11 protein-coding genes are annotated in these 12447 nt (G+C 34.1%); 9 read left to right on the top strand and 2 right to left on the bottom strand.

Annotated features, from left to right (window positions below; translation table 11 throughout):
- Positions 1-103: 103 nt before the first annotated feature.
- The 3 genes from ACEPXG_RS09335 (at position 104) to ACEPXG_RS09325 (ending at position 3139) form a co-directional block, all read left to right on the top strand.
- On the top strand, positions 104-994 hold the full coding sequence (locus tag ACEPXG_RS09335; protein ID WP_391209656.1) for a PucR family transcriptional regulator: 891 nt from the start codon (positions 104-106) through the stop codon (positions 992-994).
- A gap of 142 nt (positions 995-1136) precedes the next feature.
- The gene (locus ACEPXG_RS09330) at positions 1137-2234 is read left to right on the top strand and encodes an ABC transporter ATP-binding protein (RefSeq protein WP_391209654.1); all 1098 of its coding nucleotides are present in this window, start codon (positions 1137-1139) and stop codon (positions 2232-2234) included.
- 566 nt (positions 2235-2800) lie between these two features.
- Positions 2801-3139 (top strand): cupin domain-containing protein, encoded by a 339-nt coding sequence (locus ACEPXG_RS09325; protein ID WP_391209651.1) that lies wholly within the window; start codon positions 2801-2803, stop codon positions 3137-3139.
- Between the two features lie 817 nt (positions 3140-3956).
- Here ACEPXG_RS09325 and ACEPXG_RS09320 read toward each other — a convergent pair.
- Positions 3957-4205, bottom strand: a complete 249-nt coding sequence (locus ACEPXG_RS09320) for a hypothetical protein (RefSeq protein WP_391209649.1) — start codon at positions 4203-4205, stop codon at positions 3957-3959.
- A gap of 311 nt (positions 4206-4516) precedes the next feature.
- Between ACEPXG_RS09320 and ACEPXG_RS09315 the strand changes: the two genes are divergently transcribed.
- The 4 genes from ACEPXG_RS09315 to ACEPXG_RS09300 all read left to right on the top strand — a co-directional run bounded on the left by ACEPXG_RS09315 (position 4517) and on the right by ACEPXG_RS09300 (position 7493).
- The gene (locus tag ACEPXG_RS09315) at positions 4517-5047 is read left to right on the top strand and encodes a hypothetical protein (protein WP_391203638.1); all 531 of its coding nucleotides are present in this window, start codon (positions 4517-4519) and stop codon (positions 5045-5047) included.
- A gap of 133 nt (positions 5048-5180) precedes the next feature.
- Positions 5181-6443: a DDE-type integrase/transposase/recombinase gene (locus ACEPXG_RS09310; RefSeq protein ID WP_391203641.1), complete on the top strand. Its 1263-nt coding sequence runs from the start codon at positions 5181-5183 to the stop codon at positions 6441-6443.
- A complete protein-coding gene (locus ACEPXG_RS09305; RefSeq protein WP_391203644.1) occupies positions 6436-7239 on the top strand; it encodes an ExeA family protein in 804 nt (267 codons plus the stop codon). The genes ACEPXG_RS09310 and ACEPXG_RS09305 overlap by 8 nt, the downstream gene beginning before the upstream one ends.
- Positions 7236-7493, top strand: coding sequence for a hypothetical protein (locus ACEPXG_RS09300; protein ID WP_391203647.1), 258 nt, complete (start codon positions 7236-7238; stop codon positions 7491-7493). Before ACEPXG_RS09305 ends, ACEPXG_RS09300 begins: the two co-directional genes overlap by 4 nt.
- A gap of 141 nt (positions 7494-7634) precedes the next feature.
- On the opposite strand, the gene ACEPXG_RS09295 is transcribed toward ACEPXG_RS09300, so the two are convergent.
- A complete protein-coding gene (locus tag ACEPXG_RS09295; RefSeq protein ID WP_391209647.1) occupies positions 7635-8060 on the bottom strand; it encodes an MBL fold metallo-hydrolase in 426 nt (141 codons plus the stop codon).
- Positions 8061-8619: 559 nt separating this feature from the next.
- On the opposite strand from ACEPXG_RS09295, the gene ACEPXG_RS09290 reads away from it, so the two are divergent.
- Both ACEPXG_RS09290 and ACEPXG_RS09285 read left to right on the top strand, forming a co-directional pair.
- Positions 8620-10992, top strand: coding sequence for a glycoside hydrolase family 65 protein (locus ACEPXG_RS09290; protein ID WP_391209645.1), 2373 nt, complete (start codon positions 8620-8622; stop codon positions 10990-10992).
- A 159-nt stretch (positions 10993-11151) separates the two neighbouring features.
- A complete protein-coding gene (locus tag ACEPXG_RS09285; RefSeq protein ID WP_391209643.1) occupies positions 11152-12414 on the top strand; it encodes an extracellular solute-binding protein in 1263 nt (420 codons plus the stop codon).
- The last annotated feature ends 33 nt before the right edge of the window (positions 12415-12447 follow it).

The raw sequence follows: 12447 nt of genomic DNA, 5'->3' as shown, positions 1-12447 counted from the left end.
GATGTTGTCTGCAGTTTTTTTATCTATCTAAAAATGAATATGGTAACATTATGATAGATACAATTATCTATTAAAACCCTTGGTAAAAGAAAGAGGTGTTTCTATGATCAATCAATTACGCAAAATATACCCTTCACTATGTATATATACAGCGGGATTTGATGATTTAGATAGTAACTATAAATGGTTTACGACAGATAAAAATGAGATTATCGGGTTTTATGAAGAGGAATTAACCGCCAAAGATATTTCGTTATTAACTACTTTTTTATTGCCTTACCATATACAATTTCCGATTCCTACATTGGAAGAAAAAAAGTGGAGAGAAGTAATTTACTCTACTGAATCAAGTGCTGACGCTGAATTCAAATCGAGTAATTCTTATCGTTTTGTCTATTTCTCCATCCAAAAGAATCAAATTGATCCTATTTTATTCAAAGAAGTGATACAGGAGCTTTTTGCAAAACAAGTATCTATTTTGTGGGAAAATGGGCATGAAGGGGTCATTATAGAAGAACAAACAATCTATGAAGATAGTATTTCATTTGAACAGATTATCGATATACTAATGAGCGATTTATATGTAAAAATTAACTTTTTTGTCGGTCCCTTTAAGAAAAATTTGAAAGATGTAGCACAGCACTATCAATCATTAACAAATGTAGCCAAGAAAGTATTTATCTATTCGAATAAGACAGTAGTTACGTATATTGATGCATTACCATTTCTACTTATTAATCAAACAGAACCAGACTTACGTTCCGATATTAGCCAAACTATTTTACAAGAAACACTGACGGATGAAGAAACATTGAAAATGATCGAAGTGTTTTTTCAATGTAATTTAAATATCTCAGAGACTTCAAAAGTTTTACATATGCATCGAAATAGTCTTCAATATCGATTAGATCGCTTTTTTGAAAAAACGGGAATTGATGTACGTCAATTTCACCATGCAATGGCAGTTTACTTAGCATTTTTAGCTAGAAAGTGACGCAGTTTAAATGCGCCAAATTTTTCCTGGTAAACATGCACCCAAAATGAGCAAATCTTTGTGCATATTTACCATTATCCGAATTGAGTAAATATTATATACTTTTAATAGTTAGTGAAAGCACTTACATAGGGGGATTCATATGGCAGACTTGAAATTGGTAAACATAAAAAAAGTTTATGATAAAGATGTAGTTTCTGTACAAGACTTTAATCTAGAGATTAGAGACAAAGAATTCTTAGTATTAGTTGGACCATCAGGTTGTGGGAAATCAACTACACTAAGAATGATTGCTGGTTTGGAGGAAATATCAGAAGGCGACCTTTTCATTGGTGAAAAAAGAGTGAATGATGTTCCACCAAAAGAGCGAAATATTGCAATGGTTTTCCAAAACTATGCACTATACCCTCATATGAACGTATACGATAACATGGCATTTGGTTTAAAGCTTCGTAAATTTAAAAAAGATGAAATAAAAAAGCGTGTTGATAATGCTGCTAAAATTTTGGGACTTGAGGAACTTTTAAATCGTAAACCAAAGGCCCTTTCAGGAGGTCAGCGCCAGCGTGTTGCTTTAGGACGTGCTATTGTTCGAGACGCAGAAGTATTCTTAATGGATGAGCCATTATCGAACTTAGATGCAAAGTTGCGTGTTCAAATGCGTACGGAGATCCAAAAACTACACAGACGTTTGCAAACAACTACCATTTATGTAACGCATGATCAAACGGAAGCAATGACCATGGCAACTCGACTTGTAGTAATGAAAGATGGTTTTATTCAACAAGTTGGAGCACCTAAGGAAGTTTACGATGAGCCTAACAATGTTTTTGTAGGAGGATTTATCGGTTCTCCTGCGATGAACTTCTTAAACGGAAAAATAGTAGAGAATTATTTTGTCATGGGAGATGTAAAAGTTCTGGTTCCTGAAGGGAAACTGAAATTGCTTCGTGATCAAGGTTATGAAGGGAAAGATATCATTCTTGGCATTCGTCCAGAAGATATTCATGATGAACCAGTATTCCTTGATTTTTCTCAGGATACTAAAATCAAAGCATCCATTGAAGTTGCAGAGTTAATGGGCTCAGAAATTGTACTTTATTCTAAAGTGAATGACCAAGACTTTGTTGCAAGAATTGACTCACGTTTCAACGTTGTGGCGGGTGAAACAATTGACTTGGCATTTGATCTAAGTAAAGCACACTTTTTCGATAAGGAAACAGAATTACGAATTAAATAAACAGTTCTAATTAGAAGTGTTGCATTTATATCGTCAAATAAATAGAACCGTTGAAGGAAATAATTTTCCTTTAACGGTTTTTTGGGATTTTTTAATTTAATCAATCTTGTGTGGCATGATTTTAAGAATTTTTTATAAAACATATAAAATCCTAATTGATAATAATGAAATGATCAACAATTATTAGTGACATGGAGTGAAAATACATATTTTGTTAGTGAATTAATGGAAGATAAGAAAGGATTTTATGTCATGAGAAAATCTGAAAATGTTCACATGGAAATAGGTTCTAGTTGGAAATTAACAACAATTGGTGGTAACAAATACACTATTTTTTTTGAAAGAACACAAAAAGATCCAAATTTTATACTGTTGTCTAATGAAGAATACTAAGTCTCAGTAGAGGAAGGGAGTAAGTCAGGAAAAAAACCAAATTTCACAAATGTGATTGTAGATGATGAAACTGTAAAAATGTAATTCAATAAAAAGGGTACTAGAATTAAATAATGAAAATTGCTCATGTGATTTCTTATTAAACCAGTGTACAAATTTTAGGAGTGGTTATATTGAAGATAAGTAAACAGAACGCTGATCATTATATATGGGGAGATCATTGTGATGGATGGCATTTAGTAAAAAATAAAGAGTTAAGTGTCATTCATGAACGTATGCCCGTTTATACAACAGAAGTATTACATTATCATAGCCAAACCAGTAAATTTTTCTTTGTTTTATCTGGAATAGCAATAATTGAAATTGATGGCGAACTTAATACGTTAAATTCTTATGACGGTATAGAAGTACCACCTCTTACTCAACATCAAACACGTAATGAATCTAATCAAGATGTTGAATTTTTGGTAATATCCCAGCCAAATAGTAGAGGGGATAGGGTTAATAAATAATTTTCTATTGAACCAATAGTAGCAAGTTAGGAGAGTAAGTGTATTAACAGTGCGTTGTATTATGACGCTAAAGACACAAAAAGCGTAGCAAGGAGGGATAGTTTGCCCCTCAGTGCATACAGAGACCATTAATTAACGGATATAGACGAGGTAGAGAGCTTTTGTTCAGTTCGTGGACCGTGCAACGAATCTAGGTAAGATTTAGAATGATAATTCAATGACTCCCTGTATCCACCTACTGGTAGATGTCCTATAGAATTTAGAATTATCGTTGTTGCAAACATAAGTATTAGTTTTTTCAATTTAAATCGTCTTCTTTCTACTTTTTCTTTTAAAAATTTACACCTTTTTATATCTTAATACAATAGTCGATTTTAGTTTTCAAGTAAATAATAAAGTTTTTCATCAAACTATTTTGCTTGGAAGTGTTAAATTAAAGAGGGGAGGGGAATGAACAATTTATTCCTAGAGTCGAAATTGATGAGTACTTTGAACGTGAAGTTTCACTGGAAGAAACAATTATTATTCATAAAAGCGAGCTTACTGAAAGTGAACAGTACAGAGCAATCAAAATTTTAAACATTGTAATGCCAGAAGATGAAGAAACATTCACAGATTCCTTAATTGATTGGTTGAAGGTGATGCTGTCTACACCAACAGACGAACCTTTTATTATTGCTTCAACAGAATATTGAACAGTTCGAATCTATTGCAACTCTACAGACATAAACTAATCAATTATTAACTAATTGAAAGCCATCTCATTTCAATTTGAATGAGATGGCTTCTGTGTATATTTGATTGTTTAATCTATTAATTATTTTGATTGAATAATATGTTCATTTACAAATGCTTTTATGAAAAATAATTCATTACCATTAGGATCCCTTTTATTTTCTATCTTAAAGCACTCTATAGCAATTTCTAGTGAAGTGGATTTTACAATTTGACTTGCTGTTGTTAACTCTTTCCAATATATATTCATTTCATCTCTGTCGCAAATAGATTCATGACCAAGAAGGAACATTTCAGCATCATATTTTTGAATGTCTTTAATCATTGGCAATAACAATGATTGCTTGTAATGAAATAATGAATTTGTGGTTGTACCATATGCACTATCACCTAAAAAAATAACCTTTTCATCCGGAATATAAATGATTGTAGAGTCGTCGGTATGAGTGCTTTTGATTCTGTCAAGTATGCAAACTTTATTTCCCAAATCAATAGTTAATGTATTTTCAAAGATTATTGTAAACAGTCACTTTATTTCCTCAAAAAAGCATGAACTTTTTTCAAATTCCTTCAGTTTAACATCTATACTCTTCTGAGATAATGTGGTAAATTTTTTTCATATTATTAAGGGAGGGTTTTTTTGTGATTATTTCTTACGATTTTGGAGTTAATTTGAACGAGTATGCTTCAAGAGGGACGGCGAATTTTTTTCCATTATTAGAGACTTGCCCTAACTGTAACTGTTTGGCTCATGGAAACCTTCACCGGAATGGTTATTATTGGAGGTATGGGATTGCGGAGGATGTCACAGTCAAGATTCCTATTTGTCGTTTTAGATGCGTGGTTTGTAAGGTGAGTGTTTCGATTCTTCCAGACTTTCTGATTCCTTATTTCCAACATACGATTCATACCATACTAGGGCGTGTTCATCAGCTGCTTCAAAGAAAGCAAGCCTGCGGTGGAAGGCAATTATTAAGATTTCATCTAAAGCGCTACTTGAAAAACATTCATTGGATACATTGTTACTTTGTCGACAAAGGTCCTGTTTTTGGTATGTCAAATGAGATAAAAAAAGAAGCCACAAAATATATGAAAATGATCCTCGATTTTGGCGAATCACCCTTCTTGCGAAGGTCATGGGGTCACTTATCAAAATACTTTATGGCAAATTAATTCTAGCATATTTAGTGTGTTTAATAAATATTATTCGTCCCACATACCTTTTTCATAGTCAGGATTTGTCGTAAAAAGTAGAATTTAAATTATGGATGACCGGTCGTCCTTCTATCAAAAGGAGGAAGATTCCATGAATGAAAAAGTACGCAATGAGGTAGCTTTATTTCGATATGGGCTGATAGCCCCTCTATTTAATGGGCAAGTTGAAATGAAGGTATATTTTAATGAATTAGAGGGGAAGATTCACTCAGTTCCTTATTATGGGGAACGAAAAATAGCAGCTAAAACAATACAAGAATGGCTACTTCATTACCGTCGAAACGGATTTGAAGCATTAAAACCGAAGAAACGAGCGGACAGAGGGAATTCTCGAAGACTATCTCCAGATGATCAAGATCATCTTCTGGAAATACGAAAAAAATCCCTCCATATGCCCGTTAGTGTTTTCTACGAACAATTAATCGAGCGTGGAGAGATAAACAAAGCACAAATTTCTTACTCCACTATAAACCGATTATTGAAAAAGCACAATCTAATTGGAAAAAGTATTTTGGCGACGCCTGAGAGAAAGCGATTTGCGCATGACAAAGTCAATGTGCTATGGCAAGGGGATCTATCCCATGGGCCCTATCTATCAAGCAATAAAAAAAGTGTAAAGACTTTTTTAGTCGCTTATATTGACGATTGTTCACGATTAATCCCTTATGCGCAGTTTTTCACATCCGAAAAATTTGATGGATTAAGAATTGTAACAAAAGAAGCTTTAACTCGCAGGGGAAAACCGACCATTATTTATGCGGATAATGGCAAGATCTATCGATCTGAAACACTACAGTATGCATGTGCCCAATTGGGTATTACTTTAGCGCACACACAGCCTTATGACCCTCAAAGTAAAGGGAAAATAGAACGGTTTTTTAAAACGGTTCAAACTCGATTTTATCCGTTATTAAAAACAGATCCTGTTCATTCAGTTGAAGAGTTAAACGAACGATTTTGGCACTGGTTAGAAAAGGATTATCATCGCAAAGTGCATGCGTCCTTAGATGGAAAAACGCCACATGAGGTTTTTCAGGCGCAACTGAATCAATTGACATTCTTAGAGGATACATCCCTTCTTGAAACTATTTTCTTAAAGCGCGAACAACGTAAGGTAAAAGCGGATAGTACCATTACATTAAACAAACAGCTTTACGAGGTACCGAATCGTTTTATCGGGACCTCCATCGATGTGAGGTTAGATGAAAATGGTGTGTACGTATTTGAAGATGGTAAGAAAGTAGCGGAAGCAACGCTTGTTAATATGACTGATAATGCCCATGTCAAACGGGTACGTTCTCCTTTTTCATTGTCTCAGGCGACGAAGGAAAAGGAGGAGCAAGAAAATGTATAAAACATTTTACTCGTTGGCTCAAGCACCATTCTCAAAAGAGATCGCATCTTCCGATGCATTTCTTTCTACTGATTATCAAGGTGCAATTAGTGCATTACATTATTTGCAAAAATCAAAGGGGATGGGTCTTCTTATTGGCGATCCTGGTGTAGGGAAAACCTTTACCCTGCGATCGTTTAAAGAATCGCTTAATCCATCTTTATATCATGTCATCTACTTTCCGCTCTCGACAGGCGGTGTGATGGATTTTTATCGTGGTCTGGTCTATGGATTAGGAGAGGAACCGAAGTTCCGTAAAGTAGATCTTTTTAGACAAATTCAACAAGGTATTGAGCGAATGGCTTTTGAACGAAAAATAACGCCTGTTTTCATTTTAGATGAAATGCATATGGCAAAAGATGCATTCTTGCAAGATATAGCTTTATTGTTTAATTTTCAAATGGATTCAACAAATCCTTATATTTTAGTATTATCAGGTTTACCGCATTTAAAAACACGATTAATGTTAAATCATCATCGACCACTATCACAAAGAATGATTATGAAGTATGAGATCCAGCCATTGACTAAAGTGGAAGTTTCCAATTATATCAATCATCATTTGAAGTTAGCCGGAGCAAAAATGCCGATTTTCACTGAATCAGCTATAGAAGCAATCACCTTGCGGTCGCAAGGTTGGCCTAGAGTCATTAATACATTAACGGTGAATAGTTTATTATTTGGCTCGCAATTAAAGAAAGAACAGATTGATGAGGAAATCGTCCGGTTAGCCGTAGAAGATAGTGGTTTAGCATGAAGCGAGGCATCTTAGTTTATGATCAGCGAGAGCAAGAGTGGCGGGTGTGGATTGGTCAGACGCGTTACTGGGTACAACAAGGCTATACGTTTGAGTTGCGGATTCAGCAACGATATTTTAACGCATATTTAGAGAAAGATATAGATTGGTTCGTCACGTTGGATTATGAGGTTATTTTCATTCTTCACCTAAATGAGGTGTACAAGATTCGGATCAATACAATAGAATATATACCACTAGACACCCCGTTTTAGGGGTTTTCTTTTGTTTATGGATAGATGGATTAATGTGAATAAAGTTGGGCACATTCTGAAATTAAGTGAAAAAAATAGCACATTATTTCAGATTTCCCACTGGATTAATGTGAAAAGAAGTGCCTGGAATAATGTGCTCGGTTACAAGATTATATCTGGAGAGTTCAACTTAAAACTATCCCTGTTTGGAATATCAGTTTGAATAATCTTCATACACATTGCACTCATCTGATTATTATTCACATACTTTTGAAGTGAACTATCATCATACGAATAGCTTTTCCATACTTTCAATATTTCATTTGTTTGACTATTAACTATAACAGTGGCATCAAACTCATTCATACCTAGGAAATGATCCCAATGTGCATGTGTAAGAACTACATATTTAACTGGTGGTACATTTAGCTTCTCGATTTCTTGTAAAAAATCCTCTGCATGCTGAGTAGAATTACCAGAATCGATTACTAAACTATATTGGTCACCACACACCAATCCTAATGTTGGACGTTCTCTATCATCTTGATGTGATAAATAATAAATAGTATCACTTAATTTATTTAACATGTCATATCTCCTCTATTCTATTAATAATAATTCTATGAAAGAGAAAATCTACATGCGTATTATAAAATAAATACTTTAAGATTTTCTCCGTTTATTTTTTTACCATTGGACTTTTACCTCCTTATTTTACTATGGAAAAGTATAACATAATTCTTAACAATCTAATTTATTTTTTATAAAATTAAGAATATTGACATTAGAAAGTATGAGCATAAAACTAATTGATGGTCATTTTAAAAATAGTAGCAATCATAGGAAATACGTATTCTCACATATCCATGCTGAATCTAGACCTATCGATCTAAAATAAGTGAATCTCTTCTACTAGATAAAAATCCACAAGTACAAATTACCTGGAAATTTATAATTAGTTTATTGACAATTATGAATACCAGAATTATAGTTGATATTGTAAGGGCTTACAATTCATTGCCAAAATCTAAAACGTTTTCGTTGGATGGTAGCTACGAGTTATCTATAAAAACGAATCTGTTTTCAATAAAACTAAAACGTTTTCGGAACGGTTTGCCATTCCTTTCAGAAAGGAGAATTGGAATATATGATTAGTTATTCGCAAGGCAAAGAAGATTTGAAAGATTGGATTGTTTCGGAAGTGGGATTTCATCCTGATACACTTGGGAAAAGTGAAGCAATCATGTATCTTGGAAATGGCTATATGGGATTACGCTCTGTTACAGAAGAGCCATACATGAAAGAAACAAGAAATTTGTTTGTTAATGGTACTTTTAATAAAGCGTTGGAAAATGAAGTGACGGAATTGCCGAATTTGGCAGACGTTACGAAGATCGACATTCGAGTCGATGGGGAACGATTTAGCCTTGAATTTGGCGAACACAAGGAGTATATTCGCCAGATAAATTTAAAGACAGCAGAGTTGACGCGAAATTTCGAATGGATTTCTCCTAAAGGGAAAAAACTACATTTTCAATTTCATCGGTTTGTCTCCCTTCATAATTTGCATTTGATTGGCATGAAAATGATTATTAAATGTATCACAGATCCGGTTCAAATTTCTTTTGACTCAGGTATTAATGCACAAATGAGTAATTCTGGCGCACAACATTTTCTTGAAGGCGACCGTAGAATAGTTGATAAAAAATGTATTCAGTTAGTTCAAACAACGAATGAGTCTAAAGTGGATGTTGTCATTAATACTACCCACAAAATTATGATTAACGGTGAGGAATTTGTCAACGATCCTGAAATGAACATGGCTCGTCGAAAAGCTTGGCTAACTTATGATTTTAGCCTCCAGCCTCACGATATACTGGAAATGGAAAAGTTAACAACGGTGTATACAAGTCGCGATAAGGAATATAAATACTCCGACTACCAAATTCATAGACTTCAAGAGAGCTCTTTGAAAGATTTACAAGATTGCTCAGAAAAAGGGTATGATTTACTATTTCAGTTACATAAGGATGAATGGGTGAACGAAATATGGAATGCATATAATTTTGAGATAAAGAGTGAAGATTCTTTTGACGAACTTGCCTTAAGATTTTCACTCTATCATTTAACCATTATGTCACCTGCACATGATGAAAGAATGGGAATCGCCGCAAAAGCATTGAGTGGCGAAGGATATAAAGGGCATTCCTTTTGGGATACAGAAATATTCATTCTGCCATTTTTCATCTTTTCAAATCCGAAAGTGGCAAAATCACTTCTAACTTATCGATACCTTGGACTAGAAGGGGCTAGAAAAAAAGCGATTGAAAATGGATATGTAGGCGCGATGTTCCCTTGGGAAGCAGCATGGCCGACTGACGGTGAAGTAACACCGAAACTTGGCGATATTGATATCATCACGGGAGAACAAACGAAAATATGGTCTGGATTCATAGAACAGCATATTTCTGCAGATATCGCTTTCGCAGTTTATCAATATTATAGTGTTACAGGCGATAGTGGATTTATGGATGATTATGGTTATGAAATTATATTTGATACAGCAAGGTTTTGGGCAAGTCGTCTTGAGTGGAATGATGAAAAGCAAGAATTTCATATCAATAATGTAATTGGTCCTGATGAATACAAAGAACATGTAAATAACAACGCTTTCACGAATTATATGGCATATTTTAATATGAAACTAGCAATCCGTTATTATGAAAAACTAAAGAAAGAAAACTCAGTAGTTCTAAAAAATTTAGCTGAACGATTAGATTTAGATGAATCGTATCAATATTGGTGTACGAAAGTAGAAAACATCTTCTTACCTAAGCCACGTGTAGAAGATCTAGTCATACCACAAGATGATACGTACTTGCAGTTAATAGAAATAGATCTCGTAAAATATAAAAATCAAGAAAAAGTTAGAACAATCTATCGTGATTTTAATCCTGCACAAATTAATACATTTCAAGTGACAAAACAAGCAGATACATTACTCTTGTTTTACTTATTACAACAAACCTTTTTACAAGATGATAACCGAATTTCTGAGGCTGTTAAACAAGCTAATTTCAACTATTATGAACCGAAAACATTGCACGATTCTTCTTTGAGTTTAACAACTCACTCGATACTAGCTAATGATATCGGTGACCTGGATTTAGCGTATTCTTTATTTAAAAAGTCTTGCGAAGTCGATCTAGGGCAAATGATGAATACTTCAGACGATGGCATACATGCAGCATCTATTGGTGGGATTTGGAAAGGCGCAGTATTTGGTTTTGCCGGGATCAGACTTAGAGATGGATTGCTAAGTATTAAACCGAAATTACCAAAGCATTGGCATCATATGAAGTTCACAATACATTGGCGAGCTCAACCTGTCACATTTTTCTTTACATCATCAACCTTGTCTGTAAAAGCAGAAAACAAGGAAAAAGTTGCATTTGAGATGTATGGAAAAACGTATGAATGCAATGATTTCATTGAAATAAAATTAGATTCAATCGAGTGAACAATAGATGACAACGTATTAAGTTGTCGCTCGTTACAACAAAAATTTCTAGTATTCTCTTAATATACTAAGAGAATAAAGTAACAATTGTGGGTAGTTATAAAATGATTGTTCATTTTATTTACTATAGAAATAAAAATTTTAGGGGGAGGAATTCAAATGAAGTTCCACAAAAGAACGTTTGGTAGTCTACTTATAGTAGCATTATTAATGATTTTAGCTGCATGTAGTGGTAATGAGGAAGCCGGAAAAGAAAGCGAAAGTAAAGGGGGGTCTGGCAAATCATCCAATCAAAAAATCACCATTTTCCAAAGTAAAGTGGAAATTTCTGATCAGTTAGAAGCGCTAGCAAAGGAATATACGAAAGAGACTGGTGTGGAGGTAGAAGTATGGGGAACTACAGGTGATGATTACTTCCAACAGTTGCAAATTCGCATGAATAGCAATCAAGGACCATCCATATTTAGTCTTCAAAATGTTACGGAAGCTGAAAAAATGAAATCCTATGTTTACGATATGGATTCGGAAGGATATGTAAAAAATATTGCTCCTGGCATGGAACTAAAAATTAATGACAAAGTTGTTGGAGTACCATACGGTGTTGAAGGATTTGGATTAGTTTATAACAAAGATCTAGTTAAACCTGAAGATGTTGCCGATTATGACTCTTTTGTACGTACATTAGAAAAATTTAAAACAGAAGGTATTAATGGACTAGGGCTATCTAAAGAAGCTTATTTCTTAATTGGTCATATTAGTAATTATCCTTTTGCATTACAAAAAAACCATTATGAATACATCGATAAGTTGACAGACGGGAAAGTAACGATGGCTGAAACGAAGGAATTCCAAGAATTTGGAAAGTTTATGGATGCGATTAAAGCAAACACGCCTAGTCCTTTAGATGTGACATATGATAAAGAAGTTGGGGACTTTGCTGCTGGAAAATCAGCTATGATTCATCAAGGAAACTGGGCTTATGGAATGCTTTCAGATTTTAATGTAGATTTCGAAGTAGGCATGTTGCCATTCCCATTAATGGGTAATGATAAAATGGCTGTGGGAGTAGGTAATAACTGGGCGATCAATGGTAAAAAGGATGAAGCGGAAGTTAAAGCTGCAAACGATTTCTTAAATTGGATGTTTACAAGTGAAATTGGTCAGCGATACATTGTAGAGGAATTTGGATTTGTTCCTGCTTTGACAAATATCAAGTCAGATAAATTGGATCCATTATCTCAAGATGTATTGAATGCATCAAACAGTGGTAAAACAATTCCTTGGGCATTAAATTACTACCCAGCTAATATTATTCCGAATGATTTTGCGCCGAAAGCAGAAGAATTCTTCTTATCAAAGGATATGACGGGTAAAGAACTTATCGACAAGTTAGATGATGCCTGGAAAAACGCTGTAAAATAATCCTTAACTTGATAGTAAGATAGATGATAAACA

Source organism: Psychrobacillus sp. L4 (assembly GCF_042944905.1).
Classification (GTDB): Bacteria; Bacillota; Bacilli; order Bacillales_A; family Planococcaceae; genus Psychrobacillus.
Note: the sequence above shows the minus strand (reverse complement) of the source record. Positions and strands in the feature narration are given on the sequence as shown.

What these genes read in the sequence shown, in the direction of transcription:
- ACEPXG_RS09300 (WP_391203647.1), top strand. Translation starts at nt 7,236, where the DNA reads ATGAAGCGAGGCATCTTAGTTTATGATCAGCGAGAGCAAGAGTGGCGG.
- ACEPXG_RS09305 (WP_391203644.1), top strand. Translation starts at nt 6,436, where the DNA reads ATGTATAAAACATTTTACTCGTTGGCTCAAGCACCATTCTCAAAAGAG.
- ACEPXG_RS09335 (WP_391209656.1), top strand. Translation starts at nt 104, where the DNA reads ATGATCAATCAATTACGCAAAATATACCCTTCACTATGTATATATACA.
- ACEPXG_RS09330 (WP_391209654.1), top strand. Translation starts at nt 1,137, where the DNA reads ATGGCAGACTTGAAATTGGTAAACATAAAAAAAGTTTATGATAAAGAT.
- ACEPXG_RS09310 (WP_391203641.1), top strand. Translation starts at nt 5,181, where the DNA reads ATGAATGAAAAAGTACGCAATGAGGTAGCTTTATTTCGATATGGGCTG.
- ACEPXG_RS09290 (WP_391209645.1), top strand. Translation starts at nt 8,620, where the DNA reads ATGATTAGTTATTCGCAAGGCAAAGAAGATTTGAAAGATTGGATTGTT.
- ACEPXG_RS09285 (WP_391209643.1), top strand. Translation starts at nt 11,152, where the DNA reads ATGAAGTTCCACAAAAGAACGTTTGGTAGTCTACTTATAGTAGCATTA.
- ACEPXG_RS09295 (WP_391209647.1), bottom strand. Translation starts at nt 8,060, where the DNA reads ATGTTAAATAAATTAAGTGATACTATTTATTATTTATCACATCAAGAT.